The organism is Blastococcus sp. CCUG 61487 (genome assembly GCF_005222955.1).
Lineage (GTDB): Bacteria > Actinomycetota > Actinomycetes > Mycobacteriales > Geodermatophilaceae > Blastococcus.
On the sequence record NZ_LWUA01000157.1, the window covers coordinates 62156 to 82125 of the forward strand.

Here is a 19970-nt window from a genome sequence, read left to right on the forward strand (position 1 = left end):
GCCCTCCTGAGATCCGCGACACCGAGCGGACCGCTTCGTCACACCGGGCGCGCGGCGTCGAGCGGCGTCCTCCCTCACCGGCGAGCGTCCTCCCCGGCCGTGCACGCTGAGGGAGGACGCGCGGGGATCAGGTCACCTGATCATGGCCCGCCCCGCCGGGTCAGAGGGAGGACAGCGTGAAGGTCCCCGTCGGCGGGTCGGCCTCGGCGGGCAGGAACAGCCGCTGCACGGCCGCCAGCACCGCCTGGGCGATCGCACCGCGCAGCCGGGCGTCGAGCAGCAGCAGCCTGTCGACGGGGTGGCTCAGGTACCCGCAGTCCATGCGCACGGCGGGCATCCGCGTCATCCGCAGCAGATCCCACGTCTTCGGGTGCGACCCCAGGTCGAGCATCCCGGTGCGGGCGACCACCTCGCGGCGGGCGAGGTCGGCGAACTCCTCGCCGGCGGTGGAGGAGGCACCCGAGCCCGTGCCGTAGTAGAAGCACGCCACGCCGCGGGCGTGCTCCGAGTGGTGGGTGTCCAGGTGCAGCGAGAGGAACAGGTCGGCCCGGGCGTCGTTGGCGAACGCCGTCCGCTCGGCCGCCGTCGGGTTCTGGTCGCGCCCCCGGGTCAGGTAGACCGTGGCGCCGGCCGCGGCCAGCCGGCCCTCGATGCGGGAGGCGAGGTCGAACACCAGGTCGGCCTCGGTCGTCTCGCCGGAGGTGATGCCGGGATCGCTGCCACCGTGGCCGGGGTCGATGACGATCCGCCGGCTGAGCAGGTGCGGCCCGCTCTCCACGAACGACGCGCTCTGCCGCAGCAGCTGCGGGCGGCCCCCGGTGACCTTGCGGCCCAGTTGGCGCAGGGCGCGTAGCGTCGCCGGGCCGCAGGTGCCGTCGGAGGTCAGCCCGTAGTCGCGCTGGAAGGCCCGCAGCCCGTTCTCGGTGCCGGGGCCGAAGACGCCGTCGACCGGGCCGGCGTCGTAGCCGAGCTCGTGCAGGCGCTCCTGGAGGTTGACGACGTCGTCGCCGCGGACGGGGCGTTCCGGGTCGTAGCGGAGCAGCCGGTCCCCCAGCGACCAGCGGGCCTCGTTGAGCGCCCGGTAGGTCTCCTCCCCCACCCGCCCGTCGACCGACAGCCCGCGGTTCTGCTGGAAGTGCCGCACGGCCAGCTCGGTCGCCTCGTCGTAGAGGGCGATCTCCAGCGCGCCGTCGGGCAGCGTGGACATGGCGTGCGGTGGCTTCTGGGCCGCGGTGCCGCCGTCGTCGGGGAGCAGGCCGAGGCTCCGCAGAGCTGTCTGGACGTCGGCCACAGCAGCGCCGCGGTCTCCGAGACGCAGGATCTGCATGTGGCTGTCGGCTCCCATCGTGTCGCTGATTGTCGCCCCCTCGCAGTGCCCGCTCCCAGCCGGGTCAACCCGAACGAGAACGGGCCCACCCGACCGGCTGGTCGGATGGGCCCGTCGTGACGCTCTGTTCTAGATGAAGTCGGCGAGGTCGCTCAGGATGGCGCCCTTGGGCTTGGCGCCGATGATGCTCTTCACCGGCTTGCCGCCCTGGAACACCGTCATCGTCGGGATCGACATGACCTGGTAGTCGCGGGCGATCTGCGGGTTCTCGTCGATGTTGAGCTTGGCGATCGTCAGCTTGTCGCCGTGCTCGGCGGCGATCTCCTCGAGCACGGGCGCGACCATCTTGCAGGGGCCGCACCACTCCGCCCAGAAGTCCACGAGCACGGGCTTGTCGCTGCCCAGCACGTCGTTCGCGAAGCTGGTGTCGGTGACCGTCACGGTGTTGCCTGCCATCGGTCGTTCTCCCTCTCGTCCACTCTGCTCGAAGTCCTGCCCGCTGCAACGGGCGGGACCACTGTCTTATGCCGTCCGGCGCGGGTTCAGCGCTCGTCGAACGTCTCGGCCAGCCAGCGCTCGGCGTCGATCGCGGCGGCCGCACCGGTGCCGGCCGACGTGATGGCCTGCCGGTAGATGTGGTCGACGACGTCGCCGCAGGCGAAGACGCCCTCGATGTTGGTGCGGGTGGTCGGGTGCTCCACCTGGATGTAGCCGGCGTCGTCGAGTTTGAGCTGCCCGACGAACAGCTCGCTGCGCGGGTCGTGGCCGATGGCCACGAACAGGCCGTTGACCGGCAGCGTCTCGGTGGTGCCGGTGCTGAGGTCGGTGAGCTCGACTCCGGAGACCGTGCTGTCGCCGTGGACCTCGGTCACCTGCTTGCCCAGCGCCCAGCGGATCTTCTCGTTGTCCTGCGCCCGCTTCTGCATGATCTTCGAGGCGCGGAGCTCCTCGCGGCGGTGGACGACGGTGACGCTCTTGGCGAACCGGGTGAGGAAGGTGGCCTCCTCCATCGCGGAGTCGCCGCCGCCCACGACCGCGATGTCCTGGTCGCGGAAGAAGAAGCCGTCGCAGGTGGCACAGGCGGAGACGCCGCGGCCCAGCAGCCGCTGCTCGTTCTCCAGGCCCAGGTACCGGTACTTGGACCCGGTCGCGACGATGACGGCGTGCGCCCGGTGCACCTCGTCACCGATCTTCACGATCTTCGGGGTGGCCGTCAGGTCCACCTCGGTGACGTCGCGGGGCACGAGCTCGGCACCGAACTTCTCGGCCTGCGTGCGCATGTCGTCCATGAGCTGCGGGCCCTGGATCCCCTCAGGGAAGCCGGGGAAGTTCTCGACCTCCGTGGTGGTCATGAGCGCACCACCGAACTGCGAACCCTCGAACACCAGCGGGTGGAGGTTCGCGCGGGCGGCGTAGATCGCCGCGGTGTACCCGGCGGGGCCGGAGCCGATGATGATCAGGTCGCGGACACCGTCCTGCTCGGCAGGGGGGATGACCGGATCGGTGATCTCACCCGTCGTCACGGCGGGGCCAGGGGTCGGTACGTCGCTCACGGCTGCCACAACCGGGATCGTAGGGGGGCTATTCCGGCCGGCTGCGGCTCGTCCCTCAGCCGGCCGACTGGACCGTGAGCTCGCCGATGCGCGCGACGAAGCCCTCGCCGCCGTCCACCAGCCCGGTGATCCACAGCAGCACGTACTGCGCCTCGACCGGCTCGTCGAACTGCAGCTCGGTGGTGCCCTCCAGGGTGCCGTCAGCCGCGACGTCGAAGCCCGACAGGCTGCCGGCCGGCGTCTCCCCGGTCCGGATCTCCACGGTCACGCCGGGGGTCGGGCTCTCGATGGTGACGCCGGAGAGCGCCTGCACCGCCCCCAGGTCGTAAAGGACGCCGACGCCGGGCTTGAGGTTGCCGAAGGCCGGCGAGCCCCGGTAGGTCAGCGTCGACCAGGTGGTCGAGGGGTCGCCGTCGAACGTCAGCGGGACGTCGCGGTCGTTCTCCGGCTCGCCGTCGCCCTCGGGGTCGAAGACCTCGGCGCTCTGCGGCTCGACCGGGCCGCCGGCCGCCGGGGCGTCGCCCTCCTCCTGCGCGCTCTGCGTCGGCACGGGGAGGGTGGGCGTCGACCCCTCGTCGACGGAGCCGGCCACCGACAGCAGGCTGGTGCCGACCCACCAGGCGAGGCCGACGACGACCAGCAGCGCGAGCAGCGGCAGCCCCAGGACGACGAGCTTGCGGCGGCGGGCGCCGTCCTCGTCGTCGGCGACGTCGGTGGAGTCCGTGTACGGACCGGTGTAGGGCCCGGTATAGAGGTCGTCGCCGAAGACCGTGGCGCCCGCGTCGCCGTCCCGGCCGTCCCAGGGCCGCATCGCGCCGGGGGGCGGGGCGACCGAGCTCGCGTCGACGGTGTCGCCGCCCAGCCCGCCCACCAGGACGGTGTCCCCGGACTGCGCCGAGCGCAGCGGTGGCACCGGGGGGAGGGTGGTCGGGTCGACCCGGTTCGGCTCGTCGGAGCCGTTCACCGTGGCCGCGCCCTCGTCCACGCGCCGGTCGCGGAGCCGGCCCAGCCAGCCGTTGTCGGCCTCCTCAGCACGGCCCGGCTCGGCCCTGCCGCCGCTCGCGGGCCGGGTGCGCGGGCGCTCGGCCAGGATGGCCGCCATCGCGGCCACGCTGGACAGGCCCTGCCCGGCCTCCGTGGAGCGGGCCCGCCGGGCCAGCGCGACGAGGTCGGAGGGGCCGTGCAGCGGTCGCGGCTCGGGCTCGCCGGGCCGCAGCCCGGTGAGGCAGACGTGCAGCAGTTCGCCGAGCGCGGAGACGTCGCCGTCCACGGTGCCGTCGGCCGCGGGGACGCCGCGCAGACCGACCAGCCCGTTGGGTCGCAGCACCACGTTCTCGGGGGTGAGCCCCCCGACGGCCAGGCCGACGCGGTGCGCCTCGGCGACGCCCTCGGCCAGCCGGCGCAGCACGGTGCGGATCTCGCGCTCGGGCAGCGGGCCCTGGAGCAGCCGGTCGGAGAGGGACTCGCCGTCGATCCACTCGTTGACGACGTAGGCGGCGCCCCCGGGCGCCTGCGGGTCACCGCTGCCCTCGGAGGCGTCGTAGACCATCGCCAGCGCGGGGGTGGCGAGGCCGCCCGCGGTGAGCGCGCGGGTGATCCACGCGTGCGCTGCCGGCCCGGCGGGGGTGTGCACGCGGACGGCGACGTCGCGGTTGAGGATCCGGTCCTTGGCGCGCCAGGTCTGGATGACGCCGGTCGCGGTGTGCTCGTCGGGGCCGACCTGGTCCAGTGGCCGGTAGCGCTCCGGGAGGCCGGCGACCGTGGACGTCATCGACACTGTCGACCCCCTGTCCTGCTCTCGAGTCCGGTGCGACCGCACCGAAGGAGCACCGCGTCCCGGGAGGAAGCGGGTCATCCGCGCCGGACGCGCGCCCTGACGGCTGCCAGGGGCTCGCGGATCTCCGGGACGCGGGCGACCACGAGACCTGCGAGGGTCGCGGCGCCGATGACCACGGTACCGAGCAGGACCTTGCCGAGCGAGCCTGCCGTCGACGATCCGAGCAGGTCGTCGGTCACGATCAGGACAAGGTGGCCGACCAGACCGGCGACCAGGGAGACGGCGGCCACCCGCGCGACCTGCGCGAGCGTGTCGCCGGTGCTCAGCGCGCCGAGCCGCCGGCGCAGCGCGAGGTCGCCCAGGACCCAGCCGGCCACGTAGGTGAGGCTGGTCACCAGCATGAGCCCGGCCACCACCTGCTCGGCGTCGACGAGGGCCGGGACGAGCAGCAGCAGCGGGACCCGGACCGCGACCATCCCGAGCTGGATCAGCGTCGGCGTGCGCGCGTCCTTCATCGCGTAGAAGACCCGGAGCTGCAGCAGGGTCACCGCCATGGGCAGCAGCCCGAACGCACCGATGGCCAGCGCGGTGCCGATCCCCTCGGCCTCGGCCAGCGAGGTGTTGCCACGGCCGAACACGACGACGGCCAGGGGCGGGCCGAGGACGACGAGCAGCGCGGTGACCGGCAGCAGACCGAGCGCGGAGAGCCGCGTGCCCAGGGACAGGTCCCGGACGACGCCGTCGACGTCGGACCGGGCGGCCGCCCGGCTCATGCGGGGGACCAGCGCCGTGAGCAGCGCGACGCCGATGATCCCGTACGGCATCTGGAACAGCAGGTTCGCGATCGCGAAGGCGCTGGAGCCGAGGCCGCCGTCGCGGCCGGCCGCGTTGGCGATGCGGGTCGCGACGACGACGCCCACCTGGCTGATCGCCACGTAACCGATCACCCACAGCCCGAGGGTGCCCGCCTCGCGCAGGCCGGTGTCCCGCAGCCCCCAGCGGAAACGGACCGGGACGCCGGCCCGACCGAGGAGCGGCAGGAGGACCAGCGCCTGCACGGCGATGCCGAGCGTGGTGCCGATGCCGAGGAGCCACACCTGGCCGGAGGTGATCGTGACGGGGGTGAGGTCGCCGGGGCCGCTGGCGGCGATGAACAGACCGCCGGTCGCGATGACCACGAGGTTGTTCAGCACCGGCGCCCAGGCCGGCGGCCCGAAGACGCCGCGGCTGTTGAGGATGGCCTGGGCCAGCGCGCCGATGCCGTAGAAGACGATCTCCAGCAGCAGGATCCGCGCCAGCCAGTTCGCCAGCCGGACCTGCTCGGGGTCGTCGGTGATCCCGTAGAGGGCGGTCAGCAGCGGCGCCGCCAGGACCGCCACCGCGGTGACGACCACCAGCCCGGCCACGGCGATCGTCGCCAGCCGCTGGGCGTAGCCGACCCCGCCGTCGCGGTCGCGCTCCTGCGCGTGGACCAGCAGCGGGACGACGACGGACGTCAGCACGCCGCCGAGCAGCAGCTCGTAGACGATGTTGGGCAGGGTGTTCGCGGTGTTGTAGGCGTCGTTGACCAGCCCGACGCCGAGCGCGGCCGCCAGCACCATCGTCCGCAGCAGCCCGGTGATCCGGGACACCAGCGTGGCCACGGCCATGGTGCCCGCGGCGCGCAGGATGCCGCCGCTCGCGCCGGGAGCGCCCTCGCGCTCCTCGGCCTCCGCGTCGCTGACGTGCGCCGCCCGCGGGACCGGCGGCAGCACCGGCATGGGCAGGACCTGCGTGTCGTCGGCGGCCGGCACCCAGCGGTGCCGCAGCGGTGGCATCGGCGGCAGGGGCCCGGGCGCGGGTCGCCGGGAGGGCTCCTGGGACGGCGGGGTGGGCCGCGCCGTCCGCGGGACGGGCGGCGGCACGGGCGGCAGCGGCGGCCGGCCGTCGTCGGGTGCGGCGAACGGCGCGCCGGCCGGGGGCGTCGCACGGTAGGGCGGCGGAGGCAGCGGCCGGGGCGCCGGGGACTCCCGGTCCGGATCGATCCGCTCGTCGTCGGGCGGAGTGCTCACACCGGGCTCCGCGTCGGCGGGCCCACGGTGTCGTGCCCGACGGGCTGCGGGCCGTTCTGGCGGGCGCGCCGGCGCAGCAGGTAGTTCACCAGCCGGCGGAGGAAGAGCAGCGCGAGCAGGGTGGCCGCCCCGATGGTGATGATCAGCGAGATGGGGCCGTAGGCGCCGCTGCGGACCTGCATGTGCACCCGCTCGCCGAGGGGACTGCCGGCGGGGGTGGTCAGGCCGGCGTTCACCGCGAAGGTGCCGGACTGGCGGAGGGACGTGGGCACCTGCAGCGTCGCCCGCTGACCGGGGGCGAGCACCTGGGGCCCGATGTCCCCGACGGACAGCCCCCGGCTGCCCCGGACGCCGACGTCCAGCAGGACGCGGACGGCGAAGGGCAGGTCGTTGCGGACGGTGAGCACGAGCGGGGCGTCGCTGGACGCCAGCGTGTAGGTGCCGTCGGCGGGAGCCAGGACGGTGACCTGGCCGCGGAGCCGCTGCAGGGTCCCGGCGAGATCGCCGGCGGCGTCGCGGAACCCTTCCGGGTCCGCGTGCCAGGCGACCGAGGTGGCGCGGGCCACCGCGGCGTCGAACTCCTGGAGGGCGGTGCCCGGATCGCCGGCCACGGCGCCGGCGAGGTCGTTCCGGCCGGCCACCACGGTGCTGACGGTGGTCAGGCCGGCGATGTCGAGCCGGACCTCGTCGATCGGTCCGATCAGCTCCCCCGCGGGTGTCCGGGGCCCGGTGGTGAGCTCGGCCAGCCCGGCCGGGCGCAGCCACGGCAGGGAGGTGGTGGCCGCCATCATGGCGCCGGCCCCGTCGGGTCCGGCGTCGACGTCGCGGGGCGCGGTGACCAGGACCGTCTGCTCGGTCGCCTCGGGCGCCTGGGCGGTCAGGACGGCGAGCTCGGCCAGGTACCGCTGCTCGGCGAGGCGCGCGCCGCCGGGGGTGTGCTCGCTGCGCCCCACGACGTCGGTCAGCCGCGGATCGGCGACCAGGACCTCGACCGAGCGTCCCGCTGCCTCGACCGTGGTGGCCGCGGCGGCGGTGGCGTCGTCGAGGCCGACCGCGGAGTCGCCGGTGCTGACCCCGCCCGCGGAGAGCACGAGCTGCTGGACGCCGCCGTCGAGCAGCCGGGACAACGTCTCCGGGCGCAGGGCGCCGCCGGGAGCCCAGGCCAGGTCGGTGCGGGGATCGACGTCGAGCGCCTCGGCGAGGATGCGCGCTCCCGCGCCGTCGTCGTGCGCGGGGGCGTCGTCGCTCGGCGGCGCGTCGGACTGCCCGGCCGGCGGCACGCTGGTCCCCGCGGCGGGGTCCGCCGGCGAGCCGGGCGGGTCCTGCGCCGTCCCGGCCGGCGTGCCCGGGAGGCTGCGCGTGACGACCTCGCCCAGGCCGGCGGCGTCGAGCGAGTCGAGGTCGACGTCGCCGTACGGGAGCGCCACGACGGGGTGCACGGCGGCGACCCCGCGCAGCCGCTCGAGGAAGTCCTCGGCGTCCGCGCGCTCCGATCCGTCGCCGCCGGGGACGTCGACGTCACCGGAGGCCAGGAGCTGGAGCCCCTCGACCAGCGCGGGGTCGATCGCGAGGGTGACCGCCGGGGTCGGGACCGTACCGCTGGGCAGCCGCTCCACGACGGCGAGCGCACGGTCGAGCCGCCCGTCGGTCGCGATCGAGCGGGCGAGACCGTCGTCGGCGAAGCCGCCCGAGGCCGTGCGGTGCGTGCGCTCCGTCAGCGGCCACAGCCAGGCCACCGCGGTGCGGGAGACGGGCAGGAGCGGCTGCTGGACGACGAAGGTGGACAGCTCACCCACCCGTCGGGTGTCGCCGTCCACCGTGCCGTTGACGTTGAGCAGGACCGGGTAGACGCCGTCGCGGTCGAGCCGCAGCTCGGCGGAGTCGACGACGTAGGTGAACTCGAGCGACCCGCCGGGCTCGATGGTGCCCTCGATCTGCTGGAACCCCGGCACGACGGTGGTGGCGGGATCGGGGTCCTCGTCGGCGGCGGCGAGCTCCGCCCGGGTGACCAGCACCTCTCCGCGCTGCAGGCGCACGGTGAGGTCGGTGACGGGCGAGCTGCCGGTGTTGACCAGCACGCCGGTCACGGTGACCAGGGACCCCGGGGTGACGGTCCGGGGGTCGAACCGCCGGACCTCGATGCGGACGGGCCGGTCGGCGGAGGTGTCGTCGGCGGAGGTGCGGTCGGCGGAGGTGTCGTCGGGGGCCGGTGCGGCGAGGACGGGGGGCTGGGGCGGGGCCGGTGCCGCCTGGGCGGAGGGGGCGAGCAGACCGACCGAACCCACCAGGAGCGCGACCAGCGCGGCACGCAGCGAGGCGGTGCCGAGCCGGACGGGGCCGTGGGCGGGGCGGCGGCCACCGGCGCCACCGGCAGCCGACCGGCTCACGCGGTGTCGGCCAGCAGTCCGGGTGCCCGCTCGACGAGCGCCCGTTCGTCGGCGTAGGCCAGCCGGCCGCCCAGCTCGTCGAGGGGGACCCAGGCCACCTCGGTCACCTCGACGTCGGCGTCGGACAGCGCGCCCCCGACGGCCCGGAGGAGGAAGTGGTGGACGGTCTTGTGCACGCGGCGCCCGTCCGCGACGAACCAGAAGTCGATGATGCCGAGCGGGGCGACGATCTCGCCGATGATGCCGGTCTCCTCGGCGACCTCGCGGACGGCGGTGTCCTCGGGGGTCTCGCCCTCCTCGATGTGCCCCTTGGGCAGCGACCAGAGGAGGCGGCCGCGGCGATCGGTGCGGCCAATCAGCGCCGCCCGCGGGCCCTCCACGCCGTCGTCGGCGACCACCAGGCCCCCGGCGGACGTCTCGTCGACCCGACGCAGCCGGCGGCCGGGGCGCCCTCGTCCGCCCGTCCCAGCCATGCCAGGAGGGTAGCGCGAGAGGTCGCACTACTCTGGCTGGTCGTGTCCGCCCCGCCGCCGAGTCGTCCGGCCAGCACCGGTGCGCCCCGCCCCCAGCCGCAGCCGGTTCCGGCCGCCGTGCAGGAGACCGTGCGCCAGCTGGTCGACCTCTCCCCCGTCCTCGACGAGGTGGGGCGGCGGTTCACCGCGGCCGGGTTCCAGGTGCACCTGGTCGGCGGATCGGTGCGCGACGCCTTGCTCTCGGTGCACACCGGTGACCTGGACCTGACCACCGACGCCCGGCCGGAGCAGGTGCTCGAGCTGCTGCACGGCTGGGCCGGTTCCACGTGGAACACCGGCATCGCGTTCGGCACCGTCGGGGCGGAGGTCCGCGGCGCCCGACTGGAGATCACCACCTTCCGCGCCGACCGCTACGACCGCGAGTCGCGCAACCCCGAGGTGGCCTGGGGCAGCTCGCTCGTCGACGACCTCGCCCGCCGCGACTTCACCGTCAACGCCATGGCCGTCTCCCTCGGTCCCGACCGCACCGTCACCGACCCCTTCGGCGGGCTCGGCGACCTCATGCGCCGGCGGCTGCGCACGCCCGGCCCGCCGGAGGACTCCTTCGCCGACGATCCGCTGCGGATGCTGCGCGCGGTCCGTTTCGTCGCCCAGCTGGGCCTGCAGCCCGAGGACGACGTCGTCGCCGCGATGACCGCGATGTCCGGCGAGCTGAGCCGGATCACCGCCGAGCGCGTGCAGGCGGAGCTGACGAAGACGCTGCTGCAGGACTCCCCGCGCACGGCACTCGAGCTGTTCGTCGAGACCGGGCTGGCCGACGTCGTGCTGCCCGAGCTCTCGGCGCTGCGGATGGAGATCGACGAGCACCACCAGCACAAGGACGTCTACAGCCACTCGCTCACCGTGCTGGACCAGGCCATCGCCCTGGAGCTGGCCGATCCGGAGCACGAGTCGCCGGACCTGGTGCTGCGCCTGGCCGCCCTCCTGCACGACATCGGCAAGCCGGCGACCCGTCGGCACGAGCCGCGCGGCCGGGTCTCCTTCCACCACCACGAGGTGGTGGGCGCGAAGCTGGTGCGCAAGCGGCTGCAGGCGCTGAAGTACCCCAAGGACGTCGTGGAGGCGGTCTCCCGGCTGACCTTCCTGCACCTGCGGTTCCACGGCTACGGCCGCGGCGAGTGGACCGACTCGGCGGTGCGGCGCTACGTGACCGACGCCGGTGAGCTACTGCCCCGGCTGCACAAGCTGGTGCGGTCGGACTGCACGACGCGCAACCGCCGGCGGGCCGCCGCACTGGCGGAGACGTACGACTCGCTGGAGGCGCGGATCGCGGAGCTGTCGGCCGCCGAGGACCTCGCGCGGGTGCGCCCCGATCTGGACGGCAACGCGATCATGGAGCTGCTCGACCTGCCGCCGGGCCCCGACGTCGGGCGGGCGTGGCGCTACCTCAAGGAGCTGCGGCTCGAGCGGGGTCCGCTGGAGCGGGACGAGGCCGAGGCGGCCCTGCGCGAGTGGTGGTCCCGGCAGCAGGACTGATGTCCTCGGTCGCGGAGCCCGCGCGCGCTGCCGAGAAGGGTTCCGTGCGGTTCCTGCGGCGGCTCCTGCGCGACGTGCTGGCCGTGCTCAGCGTCGTGGCCGCCGTCCTCGCCGCCGGCGCCCTCTCCGGCCCCGGCGGGATCCCGTGGGTGGTCCCCGTCGGCGCGCCGGCCGCCGTCCCGGAAGCCCCGCCCCCGGTCCCGGAACGGCCCCGGGACCGGCCCACCCCCGCCGCGGACCGCAGCGCCACGCCGCTCGGCACGCCCCTCCCGCCGCCGCCGGGCGGCGGGACGCACGCCTTCACGAGCTTCCAGGACGACGGCGTCACCCCGGTGGCGTACGACCCGTGCCGGCCGGTGCACTACGTCCTCCGGCCCCAGGGCGCGCCGCCGGGAGCCGAGGAGATCGTCCACGAGGCGGTGGCCCGCATCGCCGAGGTGACCGGGCTGCGGTTCGTCCACGACGGGTACAGCGACGAGCCGCTGGTGGTCGACCGGCCGGTCTTCCAGCCGGAGCGCTACGGCGACCGCTGGCCGCCGGTCCTCATCGGGTGGGCGACCGAGCAGGAGGTGCCCGCGCTCGCCGGGGACGTGGTCGGGCAGGCCGGGAGCGCGGCCGTCTCCCTCGGGGAGGGACCACGGGTGTACGTGACCGGTACGGTGGCCCTCGACGCGCCGCAGCTGGGCCCCGTCCTCGAGCGCCGGGACGGCCGGGGGATCGTGCGCGGGGTCGTGCTGCACGAGCTCGGGCACCTCGTCGGGCTCACCCACGTCGACGACGCGGCGCAGCTGATGTTCCCGAAGGTGGAGAACGCGCCCGGCTACCTCGCCGGCGGCGACCTCACCGGCCTCGCGCGGCTCGGGTCGGGGCCGTGCGTGCCGGAGCTGTGAGCCGGTCCGCTCAGCCCGCCGGGACCGTGCGGCGGCGCCGGATGCGGAGGAAGACGACCGCGGCGAGCAGGTAACCCGCGCCCACGGTGAGCATGGCCGGCACCGAGCGGCCGGTCTCGGGCAGCAGGAACGCACCGGCCGCGATCGCGGCCACGAACGCGACGTTGAACAGGGTGTCGTAGACGGAGAAGACCCGACCGCGGACGTCGTCCTCGATGCAGTCCTGCAGCGTCGCGTCGACGCAGATCTTCACGCCCTGGCCGACCAGCCCGAGGACGAACCCGCCGACGACCAGCGGCGCGGGGCGGAACGGCAGCCCGAGCAGCACCTGCACCACCGCGCCGCACAGGAGCAGGACGACGATCCAGCGGACCCGGCCGAGGCGCCGCACCGCCGGTGGCGTGACGACGGCGGCCAGCAGCGACCCGATCGCCATCGCCGCGACCAGCTGGCCGAGGCCGGCCAGCCCCCCGGGGAAGAGCCCGCCCTCGCCCTCGAAGGGGCCGCGGTACAGCAGCAGCGTCATCAGCGTGAGCAGCCCGAAGGAAAGGCGCTGCACGCCGATGGCGGCCAGCGCCGCGGCCGCGGGCGGGCGGGCCCAGACGTGCCGGACACCGGCGACCATGCCGTCGAGGACGCTCCGGGCCGACGGCGCCGCGCGCCGGGTGCTCGCGTCCGGCCCCAGGTAGCCCCGGTCGAACCCCGACACCACCAGCGCGGCGGCGAGGTAGGGCAGGGCGGCGGCCAGGGCGATCGCGGCGTAGCCAGGGTCACCGGCCCCGACGAGCGGCAGCAGCAGGAGGGCGGCGCCACCCCCGACGACGGCGGCGACCGCGCCGGACGTCGTGGAGATCGCGTTCGCCGGGACGAGGTCGTCGGTGGTGTGCGGCAGCCCCGCGGACAGCGCCGCCAGGATGAACCTGTTCACCGAGAAGACGGCGAGTCCGGCGACGTACAGCCCGACCCCCTCGATGCCGGCCAGGATGACGGCGGCGACGACGGCGACCAGCCCGGCCCGCGTCACGTTGGCCAGTTGCAGCACCGAGCGTCGGCTCCACCGGTCGAGCCACACGCCGGCGAAGGGACCGACGAACGAGTACGGCAGCAGCAGGATGGCGAACCCGGCGGCCACGTCGAGGGGGTCGGCGGCCCGCTGGGGGTTGAACAGCACCGTGCCGGCCAACGCCGCCTGGAAGACGCCGTCCCCGAACTGCGAGGACAGGCGGGTGGCGAGCAGCCGGCGGAAGTCCGGCCGGGCCAGGACGGAGCGCACCGGAGCCCCCGCCTCCTCCACGCGGTCACCATACGGCCGATCGGACGGCCCTCCGACGACCCGGCCACCGACGCCGGAGTGGGGCACACTGGAGGAGATGAGCCCGCCGCCCGCGTTGCCCGATCCCGACTCCGGACCCCCTGCGCGGCCCGTCACCGGTGGCCGCCGTCCGGCCGTGCCGACGCTCTCCGTCGGCGGGATCGAGGACGTCCGTCCCGGAGCACTGCTCGTGGCGATGCCGTCGCTCACCGATCCCACCTTCGCCGGGGCGGTGGTCTACGTCCTGGACCACTCCGCCACCGGCACCCTGGGCGTCGTGCTCGGCAAGCCCAGCCAGGTGGAGATCCGCGACGTCCTGCCGGGGTGGTGCGACCTCGCCGTCGCCCCGGCCGTGTTCCACGTGGGCGGGCCCTGCGAGACCGACACCGCGCTGTGCCTGGCGCGCTGCGCATCGCCGGTGCCCGGGCTGCGCCCGGTGGTCGGGGACGTGCACCTCGTCGACCTGGACGCCGACCCGGAGCTGCTGACCGGACAGGTCGAGGGCCTGCGGGTCTTCGCGGGGTACGCCGGCTGGTCGCCGGGGCAGCTGGCCGAGGAGATCGCCGAGGGAGCGTGGGCCTGCGTGCCCGGCCATCCGGACGACGTCCTGCTCGGCGAGTCCGGCCCGCAGCTGTGGCGGCGGGTGATGGCACGGCAGGCCGGCCGCCTCGCGGTCCTGCGCACCGCGCCGGACGACCCGACGCAGAACTGACCGAAAGGCGAGCCAGAACGGCGCTCGTCTGGTAGGAAGGACGCGGGTGGGGGCGGTCTGGGGAAGAGGCCGCCCCCTCCCACTGTCTCCAGCCGCTGTGCGGGCGCTACAGCCCCAGCGAGGCCGCGAGCTCCGGATGGTCGCCCGCCGACGCCGTCTGCGTCTCGGCCGGTAGGTCCAGCGCCCGCCGACCGTGCTCGGCCAGCGTCGTCGTCACCTCGAGATCACCGGTCTCCGCGGGCACGGGCGTCGTGAACTGCACGAGGACGTCGTCGGTCGACGAGACGGCGACGGTGCGGTCCCCGGGCAGTCCGAACAGGGCCGTCGGCCGCCCGTCGATCGAGCGCCGCCCCTCCCACGTGTAGCCGCCGTCGAGGAAGGCGGCCGGCTCGTCGTCGGCCTCGGCCGAGAGCCCGAGCAGGACGGTGACCAGGACGTCGACCAGCGGTCGGGTGGGCTCGTCCGCGCCGGCCAGGGGACGGTGCAGGTAGGCCACGTCGGCCGGGAGGCTCTCGTCGTCGGGCAGATCGCCGATCCAGAGGTCCTCGCGGGTGAAGAAGAGGCTGCGGGCGTGGGCGACGTCCTCGACGTCGACGACCGCCTGCGCGCGCCCGAGGCCTTCCCGGAAGTCGACCTCCCCCGTCAGCGTCAGGACCGATCCCGGGCCGTAGGGGGCGGTGACCACGAAGTCCGCTCCGCCGTCGGTGTGGTTGCGGTGGAGCAGTCCGGCCAGGAGATCGGCCTCCTCCTCGGTGACGGCCGACCCGGCCTCCCGACGGCCGTCCCCGTCCGCGCAGCCGGCCAGCAGGGCCAGCGCCAGCGCGGCGGCGGGGAGCACCCGGGAGAGCATGCGCCGAGCGTAGGCAGCGACGGACCGCCGACCGTGGCGCGACGCGGCAGGGCCCGCACCCCCGTGACGGGAGTGCGGGCCCGGAACCTGATGGAACGGCCTCTCAGCAGGGTCCCGCGCCGAGCGTGCGAGGCGTGGGGGGCTGAGAGGTCCTCTTTCAGCGCTCGATGTCGCCGCGGATGAACGCCTCCACGGCGTCGCGCGCCTGGCTGTCGTCGTACTGCACCGGCGGCGACTTCATGAAGTACGAGGACGCCGAGAGGATCGGTCCACCGATGCCGCGGTCCTTGGCGATCTTGGCCGCGCGGACGGCGTCGATGATGATGCCGGCCGAGTTCGGGGAGTCCCAGACCTCGAGCTTGTACTCCAGGTTCAGCGGGACGTCGCCGAACGCGCGGCCTTCGAGGCGCACGTAGGCCCACTTGCGGTCGCTCAGCCACGGAACGTGGTCCGAGGGACCGATGTGCACGTTGCCGACGCCCATGTCGCGGTCGACCTGGCTGGTGACGGCCTGGGTCTTGGAGATCTTCTTGGACTCCAGGCGCTCGCGCTCGAGCATGTTCTTGAAGTCCATGTTGCCGCCGACGTTGAGCTGCATCGTGCGGTCGAGCTGCACGCCGCGGTCCTCGAACAGCTTGGCCAGCACGCGGTGGGTGATGGTCGCGCCCACCTGGCTCTTGATGTCGTCACCGACGATCGGCACACCGGCGGCGGTGAACTTGTCCGCCCACTCCTTGGTGCCGGCGATGAAGACCGGGAGGGCGTTGACGAACCCGACCCCGGCGTCGATCGCGGCCTGGGCATAGAACTCGGCGGCCTCCTGCGAACCCACGGGGAGGTAGCAGACGAGGACGTCGGCGCCGGACTCGCGCAGGGCGGCGACGACGTCGACCGGCTGCTCGTCGGACTCCTCGACCATCTCGCGGTAGTACCGGCCCAGCCCGTCGAGGGTGGTGCCGCGCTGCACGGTCACGCCCAGCGGCGGGACGTCGCAGATCTTGATGGTGTTGTTCTCGCTGGCGACGATGGCCTCGGAGAGGTCACGGCCGACCTTCTTGGCGTCGACGTCGAACGCGGCGACGAACTCGACGTCCGAGACGTGGTACTCGCCGAAGCGGACGTGCATGAGTCCGGGCACGGACGAGGTCTCGTCCGCGTCGCGGTAGTAGTGCACGCCCTGCACCAGTGAGGCGGCGCAGTTGCCCACCCCGACGATGGCGACCTTCACGGACCCCATGACTCTCCTTCCCCTGGACCCCCTGTGGGCCCGATGGACGCGGACCGGATGCGGTCCGCGGTTGACGTTCGGCGGCTCAGGGCGCCTGTGCGGCGTCCGGCTCCTCGCGCCCTGCGGTGTTCTCCGACGCCTCGCGGCGCTCGGAATCGATCAGCTCCGAGAGCCAGCGGACCTCGCGGTCCACCGACTCCAGGCCGTGGCGCTGCAGCTCGAGGGTGTAGCGGTCGAGCCGCTCACGGGTCCGCGACAGTGAGGACCGCAACCCTTCCCGCTGCCGTTCGACCGTGCGACGGCGGCCCTCGAGGATCCGCAGTCGCACGTCGGCAGCCGTGTGCCGGAAGAAGGCGAGACGGACGCCGAAGAGCCCGCCGTCGTCGTACGCCTCCGGCCCGGTCTGGCTGACCAGGTCGTGGAAGCGCTCCTTGCCTTCGGCGGTGATCGTGTAGACCACCTTCCCGCGCCGGCCGGTGAGCGGCGGAGCGTCCGCCGGCAGCAGCGCGTGCGGCTCCGGGTCGTCAGTGCTGATGAGCCCGGCCGCCCGCATCCGCTTGAGCGCGGGGTAGAGCGAGCCGTAGGAGATGCTGCGCAGGCCCCCGAGCACCTGCGCGAGCTGCTTGCGCAGCTCGTACCCGTGCATCGGGGCCTGGTGCAGCAGACCGAGGATGGCGAACTCGAGCACCACGCCCCCTCGCTCCTACGACCGATGTATCGCGACGATACAACGAGATCGCGGTTCTCCGAACCGCCCTCTGCTCGCGACACCGTGTGGCACAGATCGCTGAGTCCCCGGTCACCCCGGTCGGGCACGTACTCTGGCGCGGTGCCCGGACGTCGATCCGTCGTGGACTACTCGCTGCAGCGGCGAGCCGTCCTCGCCGGCGTGCAGTCCGGGCGCACCGGTCTGTTCGAGGTCTGCGACGCCAGCCCTTACCTGTCGCGGGCGGCCAAGTACCACGGCGAGGCACTCGACACCCCGTGCCCGGTGTGCCGCAAGGAGCGGCTCACCCGGGTGAACTACGTGTACGGCGACCACCTGGGTCACGTGGCGGGCCAGGCGAAGACGCCGGTCGAGCTGGCCCGGATGGACGCCGCCCAGGAGGAGTTCACCGTGTACGCCGTCGAAGTCTGCCGGAGCTGCGGCTGGAACCACCTCGAGTGCTCGTACGTCCTCGGTGTCGAGCCGATCCCGGGGCAGCAGCCCCGACGGGGGCGACGCCGCGCCGCGACCGACTAGCGCCGCCCGCCGGCGCCGTCCCGCCGAGCCCCTCCCGGCACAGCAGTCCCTGGCGGGTGCCGCCGGACCCCCGCCTCACCCATGTCCACACCTGAACACGCCACGCTGCGACCGGGCACCCCCCGTCGCCGACCACAGCAAGGAAGGGAGAACGTCCGCGTGCCGATCCACGACGAGACCTCCCCCGTCGGACCGCGCTCCGGTTCGGTGCGCCGTCCCGCTCCCTCCCGCACCCGCAGCACGGGTGGCGGTGGTGGCGCCCGCCGTCCCACCGCTTCCAGCGGCCGGGGCCGCATGACCGCGAGCCGTTCGGGCGCCGGTGGCGGGCGACCTCCTGCCTCCGGAGGGGGCCGACCGCCCGGTGGCGGCGGAGGTGGCCGGCCGCCCGGTTCCGGTGGCCGTCCCCCCGGTTCGGGCCGCCCGCCCGCCGGTGGACGCCCCGCTGGCGGCAACGGCAAGCGCCCGGCGCGGACCACGAAGCAGCGCCGCAGACGCAGGCTGAAGATCGGCTTCGGCGTCCTCGGTGGGCTGTTCGTGCTGCTCGGCGTCTTCGTGGGCGTCGTCTACGCCAGCACGGACGTGCCCAGCCCCGACTCGATCACCAACGCCCAGACCACGGTCGTCTACTACGCGGACGGCACCACCGAACTGGCGCGGCTCGGCGACGAGAACCGCACGAACGTCCGCCTGGACCAGGTGAGCCTGCCCGCGCAGCACGCCGTCCTGGCCGCGGAGAACCGCGACTTCTACACCGACCCCGGCATCTCGGCGACGGGCATCGTCCGCGCCGCGTGGAACAACGTCACCGGCGGCGCCACGCAGGGCGGCTCGACGATCACCCAGCAGTACGTGAAGAACGCGATCCTGCAGAACTCCGAGCAGACGTTCAGCCGCAAGTTCCAGGAGCTCTTCCTGGCCATCAAGCTGGACAACAACTACTCGAAGGAGCAGATCCTCGAGAACTACCTGAACACCATCTACTACGGGCGCGGCGCCTACGGCATCGAGTCCGCGGCGAAGACCTACTTCGGCGTGCCGGCCGCCGAGCTGACCGCCCAGCAGGCGGCCGTGCTCGCGGTGCTCATCCGGAGCCCCAGCGCCTACGACCCGGAGAGCAACCCCGAGGGCGCGCAGGACCGCTGGGGCCGGGTGCTGGACGCGATGGTGCAGGAGGGCTGGCTCACCGAGGAGGAGCGGGCCCAGTCGGTGTACCCCCCGGTGCTGCCCAAGGTCGCACCGTCGATGGGGATCCCCCCGGGCCCCGAGGGGCTGATCGTCACGCGGGCGCTCGCCGAGCTGCGCGCGAAGGGCTACACAGACGACCAGATCTACGGCGGCGGCCTGAAGATCACCACGACCGTCGACAAGCGCTCCCAGGATCTCGCCGTCCAGGCGATCAACGAGGTCATGGAGGGCGAACCCCGCGAGGTGCTGCGCGAGGCGCTGGTGGCCGTCGACCCGCGCAGCGGCGCGGTGCAGGCCTACTACGGCGGCGCCTCGGGCACCGGCATCGACTACGCGATGAACCAGCGGCAGCCGGGCTCCGCGGTGAAGCCGTTCGTGCTGGCCACCGCGCTGGACGACGGCATCAGCGTCACCGCACGGCGGGACGGCAGCGCGTCGAAGACCTTCCCCGACCGGCCGGACAAGCCGGTCCGCAACGCCGGTGGCGCCTCCTGCCCGGCGTGCACCCTGGAAGAGGCGATCACCCGCTCGCTGAACACCACGTTCTACGGCCTCACCTACGAGGTGGGCCCGGAGAACGTGCGCGAGACGATCCTGTCGACCACCGGTCTCCCGGAGACGTGGGAGAGCGGCAACAGGTCGTTCGTGAACACGCGGACGCTGGCCGACCCCACCACGGCGGGCGTGAGCCCCGGGCTGGGCATCGGCCAGTACGACATGCGGCCCATCGACCTGGCGGTCGGGTTCGGCACGTTCGCGAGCGGGGGTATCCACCGCGACGCGTACTTCGTCGCCACGGTGACCGACAGCGAGGGCACCCTGCTGATGGAGAACACCGGTCAGGCCGGTGAGCAGGTGATCGACCCGCGGGTGGCGAACGACGTCACGTACGCCCTGCGCGGGGTCGCCTCGTACTCGAAGCGGGCGCTGGCCGGCGGCCGGGAGAGCGCCAGCAAGACGGGCACCGTCGGTTCGTCGGACGACGAGAACGCCGACGCCTGGATGGTCGGCTACACGCCGTCGATCTCGACCGCGGTGTGGATCGGCTCCGACGCCTACGAGCCGATCAGGGATGCGCGCGGGCGGATCATCTACGGCGCCGGTCTGCCCGGTCAGATCTGGAAGACGTTCATGGACAGCGTTCTGCAGGACACCCCCAAGGAGAAGCTGCCCAGCTCGCCGACCATCAAGGGCGACACCGGCGAGGGCGTGCTGGAACCGACTCCGGAGCCGACCGAGGCCCCAGCGGAGGAGACGCCCGCGACGCCGGAGCCGACGCAGACCCCCACGCCCACCCCCACGCCCACCCCGACGCCGACGCCCACCCCCACGCCGACACCGACGCCGACCCCGACGTCCCCCACGACCGGTGGCGGCGGGACACCGGCACCGGGTCCGCAGCCGGGGAGCGGGCCGCTTCCCGGGGTTCCCGGGGACGACTGACCG

16 protein-coding genes are annotated in these 19970 nt (G+C 74.1%); 5 read left to right on the forward strand and 11 right to left on the reverse strand.

Annotated elements, in window-relative coordinates:
- Positions 1 to 160 precede the first annotated feature (160 nt).
- From A6V29_RS09185 to A6V29_RS09220, 7 genes are all read right to left on the reverse strand, one after another.
- Positions 161 to 1327: an N-acetylmuramoyl-L-alanine amidase gene (locus A6V29_RS09185; protein WP_137160011.1), complete on the reverse strand. Its 1167-nt coding sequence runs from the start codon at positions 1325 to 1327 to the stop codon at positions 161 to 163.
- Positions 1328 to 1456: 129 nt separating this feature from the next.
- Positions 1457 to 1783: a thioredoxin gene (gene trxA, locus A6V29_RS09190; RefSeq protein ID WP_137160012.1), complete on the reverse strand. Its 327-nt coding sequence runs from the start codon at positions 1781 to 1783 to the stop codon at positions 1457 to 1459.
- Between the two features lie 86 nt (positions 1784 to 1869).
- The gene (trxB, locus tag A6V29_RS09195) at positions 1870 to 2880 is read right to left on the reverse strand and encodes a thioredoxin-disulfide reductase (RefSeq protein WP_249933133.1); all 1011 of its coding nucleotides are present in this window, start codon (positions 2878 to 2880) and stop codon (positions 1870 to 1872) included.
- Between the two features lie 55 nt (positions 2881 to 2935).
- Entirely contained in the window at positions 2936 to 4651 is a 1716-nt protein-coding gene (locus tag A6V29_RS09200; RefSeq protein ID WP_137160013.1) for a protein kinase family protein, read from the reverse strand.
- 80 nt (positions 4652 to 4731) lie between these two features.
- Positions 4732 to 6708, reverse strand: a complete 1977-nt coding sequence (gene murJ, locus A6V29_RS09205; RefSeq protein WP_249933134.1) for a murein biosynthesis integral membrane protein MurJ — start codon at positions 6706 to 6708, stop codon at positions 4732 to 4734.
- A complete protein-coding gene (locus A6V29_RS09210) occupies positions 6705 to 9095 on the reverse strand; it encodes a DUF6049 family protein (protein ID WP_170977794.1) in 2391 nt (796 codons plus the stop codon). Before A6V29_RS09210 ends, murJ begins: the two co-directional genes overlap by 4 nt.
- Positions 9092 to 9568: an NUDIX hydrolase gene (locus A6V29_RS09220; RefSeq protein ID WP_137160016.1), complete on the reverse strand. Its 477-nt coding sequence runs from the start codon at positions 9566 to 9568 to the stop codon at positions 9092 to 9094. Before A6V29_RS09220 ends, A6V29_RS09210 begins: the two co-directional genes overlap by 4 nt.
- A 42-nt stretch (positions 9569 to 9610) precedes the next feature.
- Here A6V29_RS09220 and A6V29_RS09225 point away from each other — a divergent pair, with 42 nt between their 5' ends.
- The gene (locus A6V29_RS09225; RefSeq protein WP_249933135.1) at positions 9611 to 11104 is read left to right on the forward strand and encodes a CCA tRNA nucleotidyltransferase; all 1494 of its coding nucleotides are present in this window, start codon (positions 9611 to 9613) and stop codon (positions 11102 to 11104) included.
- Positions 11104 to 11994, forward strand: a complete 891-nt coding sequence (locus tag A6V29_RS09230; RefSeq protein ID WP_137160017.1) for a matrixin family metalloprotease — start codon at positions 11104 to 11106, stop codon at positions 11992 to 11994. Before A6V29_RS09225 ends, A6V29_RS09230 begins: the two co-directional genes overlap by 1 nt.
- A 10-nt stretch (positions 11995 to 12004) precedes the next feature.
- Here A6V29_RS09230 and A6V29_RS09235 read toward each other — a convergent pair whose 3' ends face one another.
- Positions 12005 to 13288 (reverse strand): MFS transporter, encoded by a 1284-nt coding sequence (locus A6V29_RS09235; RefSeq protein WP_137160018.1) that lies wholly within the window; start codon positions 13286 to 13288, stop codon positions 12005 to 12007.
- 76 nt (positions 13289 to 13364) lie between these two features.
- Here A6V29_RS09235 and A6V29_RS09240 point away from each other — a divergent pair, with 76 nt between their 5' ends.
- Entirely contained in the window at positions 13365 to 14018 is a 654-nt protein-coding gene (locus A6V29_RS09240; protein WP_137160019.1) for a YqgE/AlgH family protein, read from the forward strand.
- Positions 14019 to 14124: 106 nt separating this feature from the next.
- Here the strand turns inward: A6V29_RS09240 and A6V29_RS09245 are convergent, their stop codons facing one another.
- The 3 genes from A6V29_RS09245 to A6V29_RS09255 all read right to left on the reverse strand — a co-directional run bounded on the left by A6V29_RS09245 (position 14125) and on the right by A6V29_RS09255 (position 16787).
- A complete protein-coding gene (locus A6V29_RS09245) occupies positions 14125 to 14868 on the reverse strand; it encodes a hypothetical protein (protein WP_137160020.1) in 744 nt (247 codons plus the stop codon).
- A 157-nt stretch (positions 14869 to 15025) separates the two neighbouring features.
- Positions 15026 to 16105 (reverse strand): inositol-3-phosphate synthase, encoded by a 1080-nt coding sequence (locus tag A6V29_RS09250; protein WP_137160021.1) that lies wholly within the window; start codon positions 16103 to 16105, stop codon positions 15026 to 15028.
- Positions 16106 to 16181: 76 nt separating this feature from the next.
- Positions 16182 to 16787, reverse strand: coding sequence for a PadR family transcriptional regulator (locus tag A6V29_RS09255; protein ID WP_249933136.1), 606 nt, complete (start codon positions 16785 to 16787; stop codon positions 16182 to 16184).
- A gap of 138 nt (positions 16788 to 16925) precedes the next feature.
- Between A6V29_RS09255 and A6V29_RS09260 the strand changes: the two genes are divergently transcribed.
- Both A6V29_RS09260 and A6V29_RS09265 read left to right on the forward strand, forming a co-directional pair.
- Positions 16926 to 17339 (forward strand): DUF5318 family protein, encoded by a 414-nt coding sequence (locus tag A6V29_RS09260; protein ID WP_137160022.1) that lies wholly within the window; start codon positions 16926 to 16928, stop codon positions 17337 to 17339.
- A 534-nt stretch (positions 17340 to 17873) separates the two neighbouring features.
- Positions 17874 to 19967 (forward strand): transglycosylase domain-containing protein, encoded by a 2094-nt coding sequence (locus tag A6V29_RS09265; RefSeq protein WP_249933137.1) that lies wholly within the window; start codon positions 17874 to 17876, stop codon positions 19965 to 19967.
- The last annotated feature ends 3 nt before the right edge of the window (positions 19968 to 19970 follow it).

Bases quoted from the DNA above. Each gene is read 5' to 3' on its own strand.
- A6V29_RS09185 (WP_137160011.1), bottom strand. From the start codon at position 1,327: ATGCAGATCCTGCGTCTCGGAGACCGCGGCGCTGCTGTGGCCGACGTC.
- trxA (WP_137160012.1), bottom strand. From the start codon at position 1,783: ATGGCAGGCAACACCGTGACGGTCACCGACACCAGCTTCGCGAACGAC.
- A6V29_RS09200 (WP_137160013.1), bottom strand. From the start codon at position 4,651: ATGACGTCCACGGTCGCCGGCCTCCCGGAGCGCTACCGGCCACTGGAC.
- A6V29_RS09220 (WP_137160016.1), bottom strand. From the start codon at position 9,568: ATGGCTGGGACGGGCGGACGAGGGCGCCCCGGCCGCCGGCTGCGTCGG.
- A6V29_RS09230 (WP_137160017.1), top strand. From the start codon at position 11,104: ATGTCCTCGGTCGCGGAGCCCGCGCGCGCTGCCGAGAAGGGTTCCGTG.
- A6V29_RS09240 (WP_137160019.1), top strand. From the start codon at position 13,365: ATGAGCCCGCCGCCCGCGTTGCCCGATCCCGACTCCGGACCCCCTGCG.
- A6V29_RS09245 (WP_137160020.1), bottom strand. From the start codon at position 14,868: ATGCTCTCCCGGGTGCTCCCCGCCGCCGCGCTGGCGCTGGCCCTGCTG.
- A6V29_RS09250 (WP_137160021.1), bottom strand. From the start codon at position 16,105: ATGGGGTCCGTGAAGGTCGCCATCGTCGGGGTGGGCAACTGCGCCGCC.